This is a genomic window from Pectobacterium actinidiae (genome assembly GCF_000803315.1).
Lineage (GTDB): Bacteria > Pseudomonadota > Gammaproteobacteria > Enterobacterales > Enterobacteriaceae > Pectobacterium > Pectobacterium actinidiae.
Genome location: NZ_JRMH01000002.1, coordinates 167718 through 187201, shown reverse-complemented (window position 1 = coordinate 187201; position 19484 = coordinate 167718). Strand labels below are relative to the sequence as shown.

At 54.6% G+C, this 19484-nt stretch carries 15 protein-coding genes; 10 read left to right on the top strand and 5 right to left on the bottom strand.

Translation table 11 applies throughout. The features are described from left to right. Positions 1-16: 16 nt before the first annotated feature. The 10 genes from KKH3_RS18400 to glgP all read left to right on the top strand — a co-directional run bounded on the left by KKH3_RS18400 (position 17) and on the right by glgP (position 15141). On the top strand, positions 17-883 hold the full coding sequence (locus KKH3_RS18400; RefSeq protein WP_039363029.1) for a transporter: 867 nt from the start codon (positions 17-19) through the stop codon (positions 881-883). 190 nt (positions 884-1073) lie between these two features. Then, entirely contained in the window at positions 1074-2588 is a 1515-nt protein-coding gene (locus KKH3_RS18395; RefSeq protein ID WP_039363026.1) for an amidase, read from the top strand. A 74-nt stretch (positions 2589-2662) separates the two neighbouring features. Then, positions 2663-3262, top strand: coding sequence for a nitrile hydratase subunit alpha (nthA, locus tag KKH3_RS18390; RefSeq protein WP_039363024.1), 600 nt, complete (start codon positions 2663-2665; stop codon positions 3260-3262). Between the two features lie 44 nt (positions 3263-3306). Then, on the top strand, positions 3307-3987 hold the full coding sequence (gene nthB / locus KKH3_RS18385) for a nitrile hydratase subunit beta (RefSeq protein WP_039363021.1): 681 nt from the start codon (positions 3307-3309) through the stop codon (positions 3985-3987). A gap of 2 nt (positions 3988-3989) precedes the next feature. Next, positions 3990-5231 carry a GTP-binding protein gene (locus KKH3_RS18380; RefSeq protein ID WP_052201391.1) on the top strand — a complete coding sequence of 414 codons (1242 nt, stop codon included), beginning with the start codon at positions 3990-3992 and terminating at the stop codon, positions 5229-5231. Between the two features lie 451 nt (positions 5232-5682). After that, positions 5683-7860, top strand: coding sequence for a 1,4-alpha-glucan branching enzyme (gene glgB, locus KKH3_RS18375; RefSeq protein WP_039363017.1), 2178 nt, complete (start codon positions 5683-5685; stop codon positions 7858-7860). Continuing rightward, positions 7861-9837, top strand: coding sequence for a glycogen debranching protein GlgX (glgX, locus tag KKH3_RS18370; protein WP_039363015.1), 1977 nt, complete (start codon positions 7861-7863; stop codon positions 9835-9837). Between the two features lie 35 nt (positions 9838-9872). Continuing rightward, positions 9873-11150 carry a glucose-1-phosphate adenylyltransferase gene (glgC, locus tag KKH3_RS18365; RefSeq protein ID WP_039363013.1) on the top strand — a complete coding sequence of 426 codons (1278 nt, stop codon included), beginning with the start codon at positions 9873-9875 and terminating at the stop codon, positions 11148-11150. 28 nt (positions 11151-11178) lie between these two features. Next, complete coding sequence (gene glgA, locus KKH3_RS18360) at positions 11179-12618, top strand: glycogen synthase GlgA (RefSeq protein ID WP_039363010.1); 1440 nt, start codon at positions 11179-11181, stop codon at positions 12616-12618. Positions 12619-12693: 75 nt separating this feature from the next. Then, a complete protein-coding gene (gene glgP, locus KKH3_RS18355; RefSeq protein WP_039363008.1) occupies positions 12694-15141 on the top strand; it encodes a glycogen phosphorylase in 2448 nt (815 codons plus the stop codon). Between the two features lie 183 nt (positions 15142-15324). On the opposite strand, the gene KKH3_RS22350 is transcribed toward glgP, so the two are convergent. The 5 genes from KKH3_RS22350 to KKH3_RS18335 form a co-directional block, all read right to left on the bottom strand. Continuing rightward, a complete protein-coding gene (locus KKH3_RS22350; protein ID WP_159440280.1) occupies positions 15325-15474 on the bottom strand; it encodes a hypothetical protein in 150 nt (49 codons plus the stop codon). Positions 15475-15479: 5 nt separating this feature from the next. After that, positions 15480-16982, bottom strand: coding sequence for a glycerol-3-phosphate dehydrogenase (gene glpD, locus KKH3_RS18350; protein WP_039363005.1), 1503 nt, complete (start codon positions 16980-16982; stop codon positions 15480-15482). Between the two features lie 277 nt (positions 16983-17259). Next, complete coding sequence (locus tag KKH3_RS18345) at positions 17260-17952, bottom strand: L-ribulose-5-phosphate 4-epimerase (protein ID WP_039363001.1); 693 nt, start codon at positions 17950-17952, stop codon at positions 17260-17262. Beyond that, on the bottom strand, positions 17949-18809 hold the full coding sequence (locus tag KKH3_RS18340) for an L-ribulose-5-phosphate 3-epimerase (protein ID WP_039362998.1): 861 nt from the start codon (positions 18807-18809) through the stop codon (positions 17949-17951). The genes KKH3_RS18345 and KKH3_RS18340 overlap by 4 nt, the downstream gene beginning before the upstream one ends. Before the next feature lie 10 nt (positions 18810-18819). Further along, the gene (locus KKH3_RS18335) at positions 18820-19473 is read right to left on the bottom strand and encodes a 3-keto-L-gulonate-6-phosphate decarboxylase UlaD (protein ID WP_139338657.1); all 654 of its coding nucleotides are present in this window, start codon (positions 19471-19473) and stop codon (positions 18820-18822) included. Positions 19474-19484: the final 11 nt, after the last annotated feature.

Genomic DNA, 19484 nt, shown 5'->3' with positions numbered 1-19484 from the left:
TGCGGAGATATCAACCATGAAAAAGAAGGCTTTTTTACTCGCTACCGCGCTACTGGCGACAACACGTGCTTACGCTGTGGAAGTCGCTCCCGGTGACTTTGAACAGAATCCGGTGGGGGCAACGGTCGGCCTGCTGTATTACCAATATGCGAGCACCGATGCGGCCTATGCCGACGGGAACCGAGTGAGTTCGGATTACCGCCTGAAATCCCACATCGGCATGGTGCGTCTGCTACACACGATTGCCGTGAGCGATACCGCCACGCTCGATCCGCAATTTTTATTGCCGTTTGGTCAGATATCCGGTCATGGCGACGCCGCAGGGTTGGGCACGGCTGACGGTATTGGCGATCTGATTCTGACGGTTCCACTCAAGGTTCGGCTCAACGACGCGCGTGATGTGGTGGGGTTGGCACCCTATCTGTCTGTGCCGGTAGGCCGTTATGACCAAAACGCGCCGCTCAACCTCGGTGAAAACCGTTGGAAGGTGGATCTTCAGGCGGCCTATATCAAACACCTCGGCGAAAAATGGGCGGTCGATCTGGTGGGGGATGCGATCTGGTATGGCGACAATAACGATGCCGGGCCGGGATCGGCGCGTCTGGAGCAGGATGTCTCCTATGCTGCGCAGCTTATGGGGCGGTATATGCCAACGCCAACCCTCTCGTTTGGGTTGGGCGTCGGCCACCTCTGGGGCGGTGAAACCACGCTGGACGGCGTGAAGCAGGATAACCAACAGCGCACCACCAACCTGCGTTTCACCACCACCGCATTTGTGACGCAGAAGGATCAAATCCAGATGCAGCTAGGGCGGGATCTGGCGGTGGAAAACGGCGCTCGCGAGGATTTTCGTTTGAATCTCCGCTATGCGCGGGCGTTCTGACGCACGAGCTTGCGGGTTGTCTTAATGAGCCAAACGGCTGACCGTTTGAACCAAGTTTTGAAGCCTACGATGGCCTATCGTCAAGACACCCACTCCGGCGGGGCATGTGTCAAAAGCGCGGTTGCCTACCGGATTTTCACCTTATCGTTTCCCGTCGTCAGGCGGAAGCTAACAGGAAAAAGGATACACCATGGCTATTGAACGTCCCGATATTGAGCAGCTTCAGGTTATCGCCAGCCAATTGCATATGTCGATCTCCCCGACGGAAGCCGAGGAGTATCTGGCGCTGATGCAGGCGAATTTTGATGCATACGATCTGATTGATAGCCTTCCCGATGCTGTTCCTGAGGTGCGCTATCCCCGTTCGGCTGGGTATCGCCCGGAAGGGGCTGAAAACCCGCACAATGGCTGGTATTACAAAACCGAGGTGAAAGGCGCAGCCACAGGCAAACTGGCTGGCCGTACCGTCGCGCTGAAAGACAATATCGCGCTGGCGGGGGTGCCGATGATGAACGGCACTTCAACGCTGGAAGGTTTTGTTCCCACGTTCGATGCAACCGTCGCCACGCGGCTGCTCGACGCGGGTGCCACCATTCTTGGCAAGGCGACCTGTGAGCACTTTTGCCTGTCCGGCGGTAGTCATACCTCCGATCCTGCTCCGGTACACAATCCCCATCGTCACGGCTATGCCTCTGGTGGGTCTTCTTCCGGCAGTGCAGTGCTGGTTGCGGCGGGGGATGTCGATATGGCTATCGGTTGCGATCAGGGCGGGTCAATCCGCATCCCATCCGCATTTTGCGGCACCTATGGCATGAAGCCAACCCACGGACTGGTGCCCTACAGCGGCATTATGCCGATTGAAGCGACGGTGGATCATGCCGGTCCCATTACCGCCAACGTCTACGACAACGCGCTGATGTTGGAGGTGATCGCGGGGGCTGACGGGCTGGATCCGCGCCAGTATGCGCCGTCAGTGGATAATTACACCGCCTATCTCGATCGGGGCGTTAAAGGATTGCGCATCGGTATTCTGACCGAAGGGTTCCAGTTACCCAACCTGGATCCGCGGGTCGCGGACAGCGTGCGGAGCGCGATTGATACGCTGTCGGCGCTGGGCGCGAGGGTGAGCGAAGTCTCCGTGCCAGCGCATCGTCTGGCGGGGGCACTCTGGACGCCAATCGGCTGTGAAGGACTGACCGCGCAGATGATGCACGGTAACGGCATGGGGATGAATTGGAAAGGTCTCTACGATGTCGCGCTATTGGATAAACACGCGGACTGGCGGGAGCAGGCGGATGCGCTGTCGGCGTCGCTCAAGGTCTGTATGTTGGTCGGCCAGTACGGGCTGGATCGCTATAACGGACGCTATTACGCCAAAGCACAAAACCTGGCGCGTCTGGCGCGTGCGGGTTACGACCAGGCGCTACAGGATTTCGATCTGCTGGTGATGCCAACCTTACCGATCACCGCGCAGCCACTGCCGCAACAAGGCTGTTCGGTGACGGAATATATCAGCCGAGCATTTGAAATGATCGGTAATACCGCGCCGTTAGATATCACGGGTCATCCTGCGATGTCGGTTCCCTGCGGCAAGGTGGACGGCCTGCCCGTCGGCCTGATGTTTGTGGGACGGCACTACGCAGAAGGCACGATCTATCAGGCCGCCGCCGCGCTGGAAGCGGCTTATGACTGGCAGACGCGTTGATACCACGCCGCGCCTGCTGTCGCACGTCAGTGGGCGCATCTTTCACGCCATGATGTTTGAGCTAGGAGTTGACTATGAATACGACAGTTTCACCTCAGGATACCTCTACGCCCAGTGAGCGCGCATGGGCGCTGTTTAAGGTTCTCAATGAAAAGTCGCTCATCCCTGACGGTTACATTGACACCCTGACACAACTGATGACGCAGGCGTGGGATCCGGCGAACGGCGCCAGAGTAGTGGCGCGTGCCTGGGTCGATCCTGAGTTCCGGGCGCTGTTGCTGCGTGACGGTACGGCGGCTTGCTCGCAGTTCGGTTATACCGGCCCTCAGGGCGAATATATTGTCGCGTTGGAAGACACACCGACGCTGAAAAACGTCATCGTCTGTAGCCTGTGCTCCTGTACCAACTGGCCGGTGCTCGGCTTACCTCCCGAATGGTACAAGAGCTTCGAATTCCGTGCTCGTCTGGTGCGAGAGGGGCGCACGGTACTGCGTGAACTGGGTACCGAATTGCCTGCAAATCAGGTGATTAAGGTATGGGATACCACCGCAGAAAGTCGCTACATGGTGCTGCCGATGCGTCCGGCAGGAACCGAACACCTGAGCGAAGAGGAATTGCAAAAGCTGGTCACAAAAGATGTGCTGATTGGTGTGGCGCTACCTCAGGCGTCCTAAGGCATCTGACTTCTCTTTCATTAACCTGTTTAGAGGTATCTGGTATGGATGGTTTTCACGATCTCGGTGGTTTTCAGGGGTTTGGTAAAGTTCCGCATACAATTAACAGCCTCAGCTATAAGCCGGTGTTCAAAGAAGAGTGGGAGCATCTGGCTTATAGCCTGATGTTTGTTGGCGTCGATCAGTTGAAGAAATTCAGTGTCGATGAAGTGCGCCATGCGGTGGAGCGTCTGGATGTCCGCCAGCATGTCGGTACGCGTTATTACGAACGTTACGTCATCGCAACGGCGACGTTGTTGGTTGAAACCGGCGTGATTACTCAGGAAGAACTCAATCACGCGCTGGGATCCTATTTTAAACTGGCGAATCCGCCTCATGCGCAGGGACGCCCGGCAATCACCGGTCGTGAGCCTTTCAAGGTGGGCGATCGCGTCACCGTGCGTGACGAATATTTTGCCGGACATATTCGCATGCCGCGCTATGTGCGTGGCAAAACGGGCGTCATTCTGCACCGCACTACGGAAAAATGGCCATTCCCTGACAGTATTGGTCACGGCGATCGTGATGCCGTTCACCAGTCGACCTACCATGTCGAGTTCGCGGTGAAAGATCTGTGGGGAGAAGCGGCTGATGACGGGTTTGTGGTGGTCGATCTGTTTGAGAGTTATTTAGATAAGGCTCCCATGCAACAGGTCGCTACTGACGCCGGGCAGAGGGCACTTTAACCATGACAACGGCCCTGATATCCGAACCCTTACACGCTGAAACTCGTCTCCCGGTGACGGTGTTGTCAGGATTTTTAGGAGCAGGTAAAACCACACTGCTCAACCATATCCTGCACAACCGCTCGGGCATGCGTGTTGCAGCGATTGTTAACGACATGAGCGACGTCAATATCGATGCCGACGATGTGCGGCGTCAGGTGACGCTCCAGCGCGGCAGCGATGAGCTGGTGGAGATGAGCAACGGTTGTATCTGCTGTACCCTGCGTGCTGACCTGCTGGAGCAGGTCAGTCTGCTGGCGCGACAGCAGCGTTTTGATTATCTGCTGATTGAATCCACCGGGATTTCAGAACCGATGCCCGTGGCGGAAACCTTCGCGTTTCTCGATCAACATGGGTTTAGTCTGAGTGAGCTGGCGCGGCTGGATACGATGGTGACGGTGGTGAACGGGGAGAATTTCGCCCAGCAGTTGCACGACCATGGTGTGCTGGATAGGGAAACCGATCAGGGGACGGTGCAGCAAACGCTATCCGACCTGCTGATTGAACAGGTGGAATACGCTGATGTGATTCTGGTCAGCCGGGCGGATATTATCGGTGAAACGGGGTTTGCTGCGCTGCGCTCGCAGCTGGCGAGCCTGAATCCTTCGGCGGATATTTTGCCGATGGCACATGGACAAGTCGAGCTGGCGCGCGTGCTAAACACCCACAAATTCGATCTTCCCCGTCTGGTGAACACGCCAGGCTGGATGCAGCAGATGGTGCAGGATAACCGTCCTTCCGAATCTGATACCTATGGTATTGACTCGTGGGTGTTCCGTGAGCGCACGCCTTTTCACCCCGGTCGGCTGTTCGCTTTCCTTGAGCAGACGTGGCGCAATGGTTGCTTACTGCGCTGTAAAGGCTATTTCTGGATGGCGAGTCGCTACACGGATATTGGCATGTTGGTACAAAGCGGCGGCCAGTTTAAATGGAGTTATGTCGGACGCTGGTGGCACTTCATCGATAGAGCAGAGTGGCCGCAGGACGACTACCGACGACAGGGGATTGTGGACAAATGGCAGGAACAAACCGGGGATTGTCGACAGGAGATCGTTTTCATTGGTAAAGATATTGACTGGGGCGCGCTGAAAACTGCGCTGGAGGCTTGCCTACTTACCCTAAGCGAAATCAACGCCGGCCCTTCGGTCTGGCTGAGCCTCACCGGAACCGAAGCCTTTGACGCCCGCGTTGTCGAGCAGCGCTAACGCGATGACCAACGGTATGACTCTTCACATCATGTTAATCGCCAACCGCAGACTGCCCTTTCACGGTTGGCGATCCAACCATTATATCGATTATTCTCATCTAAACCGTGACATCACGGCGGCTTAAGCGTGTTGCCAGACGATCTTTAAACAAAAGATGCTAATTATTCCGTGTCATAACTTATTCATATAAATATAAACGGAAAAATTGCATCGGTTCTCAGATATTTCTCCATTCTTTGACTACGCTGAATTAGGGGGCGTGGCTCAAGAACTCTTTCATAGTATTCATTATTTTTACACGTCGCCGTTATTCCTTAGCAAGCTAATAACCCGTTATTTTTATTGGTTTTTTGTTGAAAATAAGTCGCGGGGAATATAAACGCAATGCCATGCGCTTTTTATATTACTTATTTATTTAATTCAAATGGTTAATCAGAGGATGGATACCATGTCAGCGTTTTCTGAGGCGATTAATTCACTTATTTCCGGGCATTATGCCGATCCGTTTTCGCTGTTAGGTATGCATCATTCCTCTAAAGGTCTTGAAGTTCGGGCATTGCTGCCGGATGCGCAGGCAGTCTGGGTTGTGGATGCCAGCAATGGCCGCAAAATCGTCGAGCTGGATCGTGTAGACGAACGCGGTTTTTTTTGTGGTCTGGTGCCACGCCGGAAACAGGCTTTTCACTATCAATTAGCCGTGACCTGGGGTGAAGAAACCTGGGTGATTGAAGATCCTTACCGTTTTGGCCCGCTGTTGCAGGATATGGATATTTGGTTGTTGGCTGAAGGCACCCACCTGCGACCTTACGAGCGGCTAGGTGCGCATCTGGAAACGCTGGACGGTGTTGAAGGCACGCGTTTTGCCGTTTGGGCACCGAATGCGCAACGCGTTTCAGTTGTGGGGCAGTTCAATTTCTGGGATGGCCGACGTCACCCGATGCGGCTGCGACAGGAAAACGGTATTTGGGAACTGTTTCTGCCCGATGTGAAAGCGGGGCAGCTCTACAAATATGAAATGATCGACAGCCACGGCAGCGTCCGCCTGAAGGCCGATCCGTATGCGTTTGAAGCGCAGATGCGCCCCGATACCGCGTCGCTGATTACACCGCTGCCTGAGAAAGTCCCGACCAGCGACGCCCGGCGTGAGGCGAACGGCCTGCGTTCACCGATCTCCATTTATGAAGTTCACCTGGGTTCCTGGCGGCGGCATACGGATAACAATTTCTGGCTGAGCTATCAGGAACTGGCGAATCAACTGATTGATTATGTTCAGTACATGGGCTTCACGCACGTTGAGCTGATGCCGATTAACGAACACCCGTTCGATGGCAGCTGGGGTTATCAACCGCTGGGGCTGTATGCGCCAACCCGCCGTTTCGGCACTGCATCGGAGTTCAGAGCCTTTGTTGATGCGCTCCATGATGCGGGCATCAACGTCCTGCTGGACTGGGTGCCGGGGCATTTTCCCGGCGACGAATACGGTTTGGCGCAGTTTGACGGTACCGCGTTGTATGAATACGCCGATCCGCGTGAAGGCTATCATCAGGACTGGAACACGCTGATTTATAACTATGGCCGCCATGAGGTGCGTAACTATCTGGCGGGTAATGCGCTGTTTTGGATGGAGCGCTATGGCATCGACGGCCTGCGGGTCGATGCGGTAGCTTCTATGATTTACCGCGATTACAGCCGTAGCGAAGGTCAGTGGGTGCCGAACCATTATGGTGGCAAAGAAAATCTCGAAGCTATCGCGTTTCTGCGCTACACCAACCACATGCTGGGTCATGCCGCACCGGCGGCGATCACGCTTGCTGAAGAGTCCACTGATTATCCGGGCGTCACGCTGCCGCCGGACTGCAACGGTTTAGGATTTCACTACAAGTGGAATATGGGCTGGATGCACGACACGCTGACCTATATGCAGCTCGATCCGGTTCACCGCAAATACCATCACGATTTGCTGACGTTCGGCATGTTGTACGCCTATAGCGAGAACTTCGTGCTGCCGCTGTCTCATGACGAAGTGGTGCACGGCAAACGTTCATTGCTGGATCGTATGCCCGGCGATGTCTGGCAGAAGTTTGCCAATTTACGTGCTTATTACGGCTTTATGTGGGCGTATCCCGGCAAGAAACTGCTGTTCATGGGCGGCGAATTTGCACAAGGGCGTGAGTGGAACCACGATGCCAGTCTGGATTGGCATCTGCTGGATGAACCGGAAGGCTGGCACCGTGGTGTGCAGACGCTGGTGCGCGATCTCAACCACTACTATCGCCAGCAGCCATCGCTGTATCAGCTCGATTTCCAGCCGCAGGGCTTTGAATGGCTAGTGGTGGATGACCGGGAAAACTCGGTCTTTGCCTTCGTCCGGCGTGATGAGCAAGGCAATGAAGTGCTGGTTGTCAGTAACTTTACGCCGGTTCCGCGCTATGGATACCGTATCGGCATCAACCAGCCCGGCGGCTGGCGAGAAGCAATCAACACAGATTCTGTTCACTACAACGGTAGTGATGTGGGCAATATCGGGACGATTTACAGCGAGGAGTGGGGCAGTCATCAACGCCAGCACTCCCTTGTTCTGACCCTTCCGCCACTTGCCACGCTGTATTTGGTGAAGGAGGCGTAAATGGAAGAATTGCAGACGGGTAAGCCGACGCCGCTGGGGGCGAGTTTTGATGGACAGGGCGTGAATTTCGCTCTGTTTTCGGCAGATGCCGAGCGGGTCGAACTGTGCGTGTTTGATGAACGTCAGCAGGAACAGCGCATTGCGCTGACTGCACGCAGCGGCGATATCTGGCATGGCTATCTCCCCGATGCACAGCCGGGGCTACGCTACGGTTTCCGGGTCGATGGCCCGTTCGAACCTTCTCAGGGGCTGCGTTTCAATCCGCATAAGCTGCTGTTGGATCCCTGCGCCCGCCAGCTTGATGGCTGGGTGGTGGATGATGAGTGTCTGCAAGGCGGGATTGATGAACATGATGAACGCGATAGCGCTGACATCATGGCGAAGTGCGTCGTCACGGCAGAAGAATACGACTGGCAGGATGACCAGCATCCGCAAACGCCCTGGAATCAGACGGTGATTTATGAGGCGCATGTACGCGGGCTGACGCAGTTGCACCCCGATATTCCTGAAGACATTCGCGGTAGCTATGCGGCGTTAGGCCATCCGGTGATGATTGATTATCTGACGTCGTTGGGCGTGACGGCGCTGGAACTGCTCCCGGTGCAGCAGCATGCCGATGAACCCCGGCTTCAGCAACTGGGGCTGCGTAATTACTGGGGCTATAACGTCCTGCTGCCGTTTGCCGTGGATAACAGTCTGGCCGCAGGTGACGACGCGCTGAATGAATTTCGTGATGCGGTGAAAGCGCTGCATCACGCGGGGATCGAGGTCATTCTGGATGTGGTGTTCAACCACAGCGCCGAACTGGACGTCGAAGGGCCTACGCTGTGCCAGCGCGGCATCGACAACCGCAGTTATTACTGGCTGGGTGAAAACGGTGAATACCATAACTGGACCGGCTGCGGTAATGTGCTGCGCCTGAATCATCCGGCGGTGATCGACTGGGTGATGGACTGCCTGCGCTTCTGGCGCGAGGTTTGCCACGTTGACGGTTTCCGCTTCGATCTGGCAACGGTGCTGGGGCGTACCCCAGATTTTACCGCCGCTGCGCCGCTGCTGTCCGCCATGAAAAATGATAGCCGCTTACAGGGCTGCAAGCTGATCGCCGAACCGTGGGACATTGGGCATGGCGGTTATCAGCTAGGCCAGTTCCCGACACCGTTTGCCGAGTGGAGTGACCGCTACCGCGACGACATGCGCCGCTTTTGGCTGCATGGTGATATTTCTCTCGGCGCATTTGCCTGCCGCTTTGCCGCCTCCAGCGACATCTTCCAGCAGCGCGACCGCCTGCCTTACGCCTCCATCAACAAACTGACGGCCCATGACGGCTTTACGCTGCGCGATCTGGTGAGTTTCAACCACAAGCACAATGACGCCAACGGCGAGGGCAACCGCGACGGCACCGACAGTAATTTCAGCAATAACCACGGCACGGAAGGGCTGGAAGCGGACGACGACATCCTTCAACGTCGACTGGCCAGCCAGAAGGCACTGCTGACGACGCTGATTCTGTCGCAGGGAACGCCAATGCTGCTGGCAGGTGATGAACTGGGACACAGCCAGCAGGGCAACAACAACGCCTACTGTCAGGATAACGAATTGACCTGGCTGCACTGGGAAAACGCGAATAGCGCGCTGCGCGAATTTGTCGCCGGATTGATCCAGTTACGCCGCACGATTCCGGCATTACAGCAGGAAACGTGGTGGCAAGAAGGGGATGGCGCGGTGCAGTGGCTGAACCGAGAAGGGCAGCCTTTGACGCCGCAACAGTGGGAGCAGGGGGAGCATCAGCTACAGATTTTACTTTCTGGTCGTTGGCTTGTGTTGTTTAACGCCAGCCTGCATACCGGTTCGTTCATTTTGCCAGAAGGCCACTGGCAGGTTTCACCGCCGTTTGATGAGACGAATCCGCCTGAGGGTGGAATGTGGCACGGACAAGCGCAGGTGGTGTGCGTTTTGATAAAGCAGACCACCTAAGCGCCAGCCATTAAAAGAATAATCAGGAGATAGCCATGGTGAATAACGACAAGCATGACCCTCTGATGTTGGCAAGACAGCTCCCTCTGAAATCCGTGGCATTAATTTTGGCCGGAGGCCGTGGAACGCGACTGAAAGGGCTGACGGCATTGCGTGCCAAGCCTGCCGTCCATTTTGGCGGCAAATTTCGTATCATTGATTTCGCGCTCTCTAACTGCCTGAATTCCGGTATCCGCCGTATTGGCGTGATTACGCAATATCAGTCGCATACGCTGGTGCAGCACATTCAGCGCGGCTGGTCATTTCTGAATGCGGAAATGAACGAATTTGTCGATTTGCTTCCTGCGCAGCAGCGTAACGCCACCGATCACTGGTATCGGGGAACAGCGGATGCGGTTTGCCAGAATCTCGACATCATTCGGCGCTACCGTGCGGAGTACGTGGTGATCCTCGCGGGCGATCACATCTACAAGATGGACTACTCACGCATGCTCATCGATCACGTGGAGAAGGGCGCGGAATGTACCGTTGCCTGCCTGCCCGTGCCGCTGGAAGAAGCCAGCGCCTTTGGCGTCATGAGCGTGGATAAACAGCATCGCATCCTCGATTTTACCGAAAAACCGGATAACCCAACGCCGATGCCGGATAACCCCGATATGGCGCTCGAGAGCATGGGGATCTATGTTTTTAATGCGGACTATCTTTATCAATTACTGGAATCGGATCATCACGCGACGGACTCTGCCCATGACTTTGGGCAGGATCTGATCCCGAAGATCGTCTCGCAGCGTCTGGCCTGGGCACACCCTTTTACGCTGTCTTGCGTCACCTCGGGCGAAGATGAACATCAGTATTGGCGGGATGTCGGCACGCTGGAAGCTTACTGGCGTGCCAATCTCGATTTGGCGTCAGTGACGCCGGAGCTGGATGTGTACGATCAGCACTGGCCGATTCGTTCCGCGATTGAATCACTGCCGCCTGCCAAATTTGTTCAGGACCGTTCTGGCAGCCACGGCATGACGATGAACTCGCTGGTATCCGGGGGCTGCATCGTCTCCGGTTCTGTTGTCACGCATTCCGTGCTGTTCCCACGCGTGCGGGTGAATTCGTTTTGCAGTATTGATTCGACGGTGATCTTGCCGGACGTCAACGTGGGGCGCTCCTGTCGTTTACGCCGTTGTGTGATCGATCGCGCCTGCCACTTGCCGGAAGGCATGGTGATTGGTGAAAACGCGGAAGAGGATAGCCGCCGTTTTTACCGTTCGGAAGAGGGGATCGTGCTGGTCACGCGATCGATGTTGGAAAAGCTGTAAACACCATCGGAACAAAACGGGAGTCATAATGCGGGTCTTACATGTTTGTTCAGAGCTATTTCCACTATTGAAAACCGGTGGACTGGCGGATGTGGCGGGTGCGTTGCCCGGCGCGCAGATTGTGGCGGGTATGGATGCCCGCGTTATTCTGCCTGCCTTCCCCGATCTGAAAAAAGGCATTGCCAACCTAGAGGTTGTGCGTGAGCTGGATACGTTTGCTGGACATGTCACCTTACTGTTCGGCCATTTTAACGGCGTCGGTATTTATCTGATTGATGTGCCTGAACTGTATGAACGCGCGGGCAGTCCTTACCACGACCCGGCGCTTTATGCTTATGCCGACAACTACCTGCGGTTTGCGCTGCTGGGGTGGATGGGATGCGAAATGGCGTGCGGTTTAGATCACTACTGGCGACCTGATGTTGTGCATGCCCATGACTGGCACGCGGGGCTGACCTGCGCCTATCTGGCGGCGCGCAACCGTCCGGCGAAATCGGTCTTTACCGTTCACAACCTGGCCTATCAGGGACTGTTTGATGCCCGACATATGCCGAATCTCCAACTTCCGAGCGATTTCTTTCAGGTGTACGGGCTGGAGTTTTACGGCCAGATTTCCTACCTCAAGGCAGGATTGTACTACGCTGACCATATTACGACCGTGAGCCCAACCTACGCGCACGAGATTACGCTGCCTGCTTATGGCTACGGCATGGAGGGCTTGCTGAAAACGCGTGAAGAAGAAGGACGACTGTCCGGCATCCTCAATGGCGTAGACGAAACGATTTGGAATCCGGCGCACGATCCTTTACTCACTAGCCATTACACCCGAGATGCTTTAGCGGACAAAGCCGTAAACAAGCGGCATCTGCAAACGGCGATGGGCCTGAAGGTAGACGACAAGGCACCGGTTTTTGCCATCGTCAGTCGCCTGACCAGTCAGAAAGGTCTCGATATCGCGTTAAGTGCGATACCCGATTTGCTGGAGCAAGGCGGGCAACTGGTGGTGCTAGGCGCAGGAGATGCCGATTTGCAGGAGGGCTTTCTGGCGGCGGCGGCGGAATATCACGGTCAGGTTGGCGTGCAGATTGGTTATCACGAAGCCTTCTCGCACCGCATTATTGGCGGTGCGGATGTCATCATGGTGCCGAGCCGATTTGAACCTTGCGGGTTAACGCAGCTCTACGGCCTGAAATATGGCACGTTGCCGCTAGTGCGCCGAACCGGTGGGCTGGCGGATACGGTATCGGACTGTTCGCTGGAGAATCTGGCGGATGGATTGGCAAGTGGATTCGTCTTTAATGATTGCAGTGTGGGATCGCTATCCCGCGCGATTCGTCGTGTGTTTGTGTTGTGGTCCCGACCCACGCTATGGCGCTATGTACAGCGTCAGGCGATGGCGATGGATTTTGGTTGGCAGGTTTCTGCTCAGGCTTATGGTGCGCTATATCAACGCTTGTATACCCACTAGTTTTCTCGCTGCGCGTCATCCTCGTGCAATCTGAAAACGACAGGGTAGGGTAACACTCACTTGGGAATGAATATTATGAACTCGCCGTTTATCTATACTTCACCAACGCTCAGTGTGGAAGCGCTGAAACACTCTATTGCTTACAAACTCATGTTTAGCGTGGGGAAAGATCCCTCCATTGCAAATAAACATGACTGGCTGAACGCCACGCTGCTGGCCGTGCGTGACCGGATGGTGGAACGTTGGCTGCGCTCGAATCGGGCACAGCTTTCGCAGGATGTGCGGCAGGTCTATTACTTGTCGATGGAATTTTTGCTGGGGCGGACGTTGTCGAACGCGCTGCTGGCGATGGGATTGTATGACGATCTGAAAGCCGCGCTGGATGGTATGGGGCTGGAACTGGACGATCTGCTACAGGAAGAAAACGATCCTGGCTTAGGGAACGGTGGCCTGGGTCGTCTGGCGGCCTGCTTCCTCGATTCGCTGGCGACGATGGCGTTGCCAGGGCGCGGCTACGGTATTCGCTACGAGTACGGTATGTTCAAACAGAATATCGTTAACGGCAAGCAGGCGGAATCGCCGGATTACTGGCTGGAATACGGCAACGCGTGGGAATTCCCGCGCCACAGCACGCGTTACAAAGTGCGCTTCGGCGGCCGCATCCAGCAGGAAGGCAGCAAAATGCGCTGGCTGGAAACGGAAGAGGTTATCGCGTGCGCCTACGACCAAATCATTCCCGGTTTTGATACCGACGCCACCAATACTCTGCGTTTGTGGGGTGCGCAGGCCAGTAACGAAATTAATCTGGGTAAATTCAATCAGGGCGACTATTTTGCGGCGGTGGAAGATAAAAACCACTCGGAAAACGTGTCGCGCGTGCTGTATCCCGATGATTCCACCTATTCAGGCCGTGAGTTGCGCCTGCGTCAGGAGTATTTCCTGGTTTCCGCTACGGTGCAGGACATTCTCAACCGCCACTGGATGATGCATAAAACGTACAGCAATTTGGCGGAGAAGTTCGCCATCCACCTGAACGATACGCATCCGGTGCTGGCTATCCCTGAGCTGATGCGTTTGCTGATTGATGAGCATAAATTCAAGTGGATAGAGGCGTGGACCGTGGTGAGGAAAGTCTTCTCCTACACCAACCACACGCTGATGCAGGAAGCGCTGGAAACCTGGCCAGTTGATATGCTGGGTAAAATCCTGCCGCGCCATCTGCAATTGATTTTCGAAATTAACGAGCATTTTCTGGAGTTCGTCCAGAAAGAAGCCCCCGATGACAACGAACTGTTGGCACGGGTGTCCATCATTGATGAAAACAACGGGCGTAAAATACGGATGGCGTGGCTGGCGGTGGTTGCCAGCCATAAGGTGAATGGCGTATCGGAGCTGCATTCGGATCTGATGGTGCAGTCTCTGTTTGCTGATTTCGCCCGCCTCTTCCCTAATCGGTTCTGCAATAAAACCAACGGTGTGACGCCACGGCGCTGGCTGGCGCTGGCTAACCCGTCGCTATCCAAGCTACTGGATGACACCATTGGGCAGACCTGGCGCACCGATCTGAGCCAGTTGAGTGAACTGAAACAACACATCGATTATCCGGCATTTGTGCAGAAAATCAGCAAGGTGAAGCTGAAGAATAAAGTGCGTTTAGCGAACTATATGGCGGAAAACCTGAATATTGTGGTTAACCCGGAATCGCTGTTTGATGTGCAGATTAAGCGTATTCACGAATACAAGCGGCAACTGCTGAACGTGTTGCACGTCATTACGCTCTATAACCGCATTAAGGATGACCCCGAGGTCGAGCGTGTGCCGCGTGTCGTCATTTTTGCGGGCAAGGCGGCGTCAGCCTATTACATGGCGAAGCACATTATTAACTTGATCAACGACGTCGCGAAGGTGATCAACAACGATCCGGCATTGCACGATCGGCTGAAGGTAGTCTTCATTCCAAACTACAGCGTGAGTCTGGCGCAGATCATCATTCCGGCGGCGGATCTTTCTGAGCAGATCTCACTGGCGGGAACGGAGGCATCCGGGACCAGTAATATGAAGTTTGCCCTGAACGGTGCGCTGACGATCGGCACGCTGGACGGTGCGAATGTCGAAATGCTGGAACACATTGGCGAAGAGAATATGTTTATCTTCGGTAATACGACTGAGCAGGTCGAGGCGCTACGCCAGAACGGCTATAACCCACGGCAATATTACGATCAGGATGAAGAGTTGCGCCGTGTGTTGACGCAAATTACCACCGGTGTTTTTAGCCCTGACGATAGCCGACGTTACAGCGATCTGTTTGATTCACTAGTAAATTTTGGCGATTACTACCAGCTATTGGCGGACTATCGCAGTTATGTAGATACGCAGGATCGCGTGGATGAGCTGTATGCGAACAAAGAGGAATGGGCGCGCTGTGCCGTCCAGAACATTGCCAGCATGGGCTATTTCTCGTCTGACCGCACCATCGCTGAATATGCAGAAGATATCTGGAATATCAAACCGATACGGTTGTGATTGAAGACATTTCATTATTGCGGATTTACATTGAGGAGTGTGATTGTTTCGTGCGTGGTGAGAATAGGCGTGGTTCTGTTGCTGGGAGCCACGCCCGACACAGGGCAGCTCAGTCGCCGCTTGCCCTGTGTACCCAGGCTTATTGGCTAAATCATGCCGCTGTGCGGTACCTTCGGGCTTGGATTAACGCGAATCGAGCCGCCAGTGACGCGTTCCCGACGCGGCACTGGCTTTCGCGACGTCCTGTCGCTCACTCGGCGTTAACCCACCCCTCAGCATGATTTTTACGCCAGCAACATCTGGTGAAACAACATGGACGAGATGCTCGTCCATTTTTTTTAACCCGCTTTTGCCATTTGCTGTTGGCGGTGGTTGGCTAACCAGTCGCTGATGCGTTGTTTCTGTGCGTCATCGAAGCGCATGCCCAGCTTGGTGCGGCGCCAGATGACGTCATCCAGCGTGACGGCCCATTCTTTTTCGACCAGATAGCGCAGTTCCGCTTCGTACAGGTCATGACCGAAATCTTCACCCAGGTCGCTGAGGCCTTTCACGTTTGCCAGAATCAGCTCGCTGTTTGAACCGTACGTGCGGCTGTAACGGCGCGTCAGTGATTCAGGCAGATTGAAGCGGCGACGCAGCGCGGCGGCGTAGTCATCACGTGTGCCAGCGATATCGCCACCCGGCAATACTGCACCTTTCGTCCAGGCTTTACCCGCTTGCGGGTAGTATTTGTGCAGCTTATCCAGCGCGTGCTCTGCCAGCTTACGGTATGTCGTCAGCTTGCCGCCAAACACGGAAAGCAGTGGAGCCTGACCGTTATCATCATCGACTGACAGCGTGTAGTCACGGGTAATCGCCTGTGGAGAATCAGACTCGTCATCACACAGTGGACGCACGCCAGAGTAAGTCCAGACGATATCGTCACGAGTCAGTTGCTGTTTGAAATGGTCGTTATACACGTCTAACAGGTAACCGACTTCATTATCGTCGATCTTCACATCGTGCGGATTGCCTTTGTACTCCACGTCGGTCGTGCCGATGATTGAGTAGTCATCCTGCCACGGGATCACGAACACAATACGGTGATCTTTATTTTGCAGAATGTAGGCCTGCGGCTGGTTATGGACTTTTGGCACCACGATGTGGCTGCCTTTGATTAAACGGATGCCGTAAGGCGATTTCAGCTGTAGGCCGTCATCAAAGAATTCTTTCACCCACGGGCCGGTGGCGTTCACCAGACCTTTGGCGCGCCAAGTGAAGGTTTCGCCGGTCAGTGAATCAACCGCATCCACAATCCACATGCCTTGCTCACGGCGAGCGCGGGTCACTTTGGTGCGGGTACGGACTTCTCCACCGCGCTTTGTCACTTCCTGCGCGTTTAACACCACCAGACGCGCATCGTCCACCCAGCAGTCTGAGTATTCAAAGCCCTGTTTCAGCTCCGGCTTAAGCACAGAATCTGCGCCGAATTTCAATCCCTTACTGGCAGGCAGGCTGACGCGTTTACCAATGTTGTCGTACATGAACAGACCGATACGAATCATCCAGGCCGGACGCAGGTGCGGCTGATGGGGCAAACGAAAGCGCATGGGGAAAATAATGTGCGGAGCCATTTTCAGCAGTGTTTCACGCTCGGACAGCGCTTCGCTGACCAAACGAAACTCATAGTGCTCAAGGTAACGCAGGCCGCCATGAATCAGCTTGGAACTGGCGGAGGACGTGGCACAGGCAAGATCCTGCGCTTCCAACAACAGGACTGATAACCCTCGCCCAGCCGCATCTGCGGCGATGCCTGCACCGTTAATACCGCCGCCGATAACGATGAGATCTTTGGTTTCCACGTTTCTTCCTCCACCCTCGAATAAATCAAAATGTTCGTTTCCGAGCATTATAATAATCGAAAACAAACAAATCAGCCAATGGTTAACCAAATAAAAACATTTATGCGTGACGGAGCTAACAATATAATGATAATTGTCACATTAAATGAATGGTTATCGGGGGGTGTCGATCGTTTAAGAATAGAGATACCGGGGGCTACCACGGTGCGAGGTATCCCTGTGGGAACCTCATCACCGTGTTTCCCCTAAAGAAGGGAATATCGAATAGCGGAGCCTATTAGCGTTGGCCGTAGTAGGCGTTAGGGCCATGTTTACGGCTAAAGTGTTTATGCATCAAATGATCGTCGATAAGGTGTAGGCGCGGGTTGATAGAACAGGCAATCCAGGCCATTTTTGCGACTTCTTCCATCACTACCGCATTGTGTACGGCTTCTTCTGCATTTTTGCCCCAGCAAAAAGGCCCGTGCTGATAGACAAGGATCCCTGGTGTATATAATGGGTTATTTTCGGCTATCGTTTCTGCAATCACGACCCCCGTATTTTTTTCATAGTCGTGCTCAACTTCTTGTGGTGTGAGCGGGCGAGTACACAAAATGTCACCAGAGAAATAATCGGCGTGCGTTGTACCCAGCGCAGGAAGGGATAATCCGGCCTGAGCCCAGGCTGTAGCGTGTGTTGAATGGGTATGCACAATACCACCGATTTGTGGGTAACGTTGGTAAAGGGCAAGGTGGGTCGCCGTATCTGAAGAAGGGCGGTATTGACCTTCGATGACCTTCCCCTGCATATCCACGACGACCATATCGTCTGCTTGCATCTTTTCATAAGCGACGCCGCTAGGTTTGATGACGATGATCTGGCGCTCGCGATCGATGGCGCTGACATTACCCCAGGTGTAAGTCACCAGACCATGCTGCGGTAGTGCCATGTTGGCCTGAAATACCTGCTGTTTTAGTGATGTTGTATTCATACGCTCTCCTCCACGGGTAGCCCCGCCTGCGACATTCTCTGCTTGATCCAGTCGCGTGCGGCGGTGACTTCCTGAATAGGGTCTTGCGCATTTTCACTCCACATCTCAATCAGATAGGGGCCGCAATAACCGCTCTCTTTCAGCGTTGAAAAACACTGAGTAAAATCGACAACGCCTGTACCGAATGGCACGTTTTTAAACACCCCCGGCTTGGTGTCCTTAACGTGTACTGCCACAATATGGCCTTTCCCGGCGCGTAGTTCCATTTGTACGTCATTATCCCATGCGGAGAGGTTGCCGATATCGGGATACAGTTGAAACCAGGGATTATTCAGAAAGTTAGCGTAACCGAGCGCCTTGCTGATGGAGTTCATCAACGGATAGTCCATGATTTCCATCGCCAGCGTAACCTGCGCCCGGCTTGCCATTGCTACCGCATGTTGTAATCCGAGACGGAAGCGCTCTCGGGTGGTGTCATTCGCGCGTTGGTAATAGACGTCGTAGCCGGCAAGTTGGATCACGCGGATCCCCACATCCTGCGCCAGCCGGATCGCCTTCTGCATGATAGCCAGCCCTTGCTCCCGAATGGCATCATCCTCCGAGCCTAACGGGAAACGGCGATGTGCGCTGAGGCACATAGAGGGTACGCGGATGCCGCTGGTCGCGATGGCGTTGACTAATTCCATTCGTTGCTCACGGCTCCAGTCCAGCCGTGCCAATCGGCTATCAGTTTCATCTACCGACATTTCGACAAAATCAAAGCCCAGCGCTTTCGCCTGTTGCAGGCGCGTTAGCCAGTCTTCCCTTGGTGGCAAGGCTTTCTCGTAAATACCGAGCGGTACGGCTTTTGTGAGCATGAGCTTCTCCTTATCCCCAGATCTGCGCTATCCGACGTTTAAATTCACGGGCGGCTTCTATTGGGCTGGCAGCGTCGCGAATACTTCGCCCTGCGATAAAGACATGGATTGGAATACCGGCGAATAAGGGGAGGTCTTCCAGTGCCAGCCCCCCGGTAACGGTGACGCTGAATCCCATATCGGCCAGGCGCTTGATGGCGCTGATATCAGACTCGCTCCAGGCAATACCTGCGGCTTGAGCATCGCGGCTGCGGTGATAGACAACTTGCTTAATTCCGATATCGCGCCATGCCTGTGCCTGCTCCCATGTCCAGAAACCCGTGAGTTCGATCTGCACATCGCCGTTAAATTCACGTGCTACCTCTAGTGCACCTGCGGCGGTGTTAATATCGGCGCAGCAAATTACCGTGACCCAATCAGCCTGTACTTCAAAACACATGCGCGATAAAATTTTTCCGGCGTCAGCGATTTTGACATCAGCCAGGACAATTTTATGGGGATAGAGTGCTTTTAAATCGCGTACGGCACGTACTCCTTCTCCCACGCACAGAATGGTGCCGACCTCAATAATATCCACTTCTTCGGCAATCAAGCGGGTGGTTTGGTAAGCGCTTGCTAATGTTTGGTTATCCAGCGCGACCTGTAACATCGGTAAATGAGACATCAATAAACTCC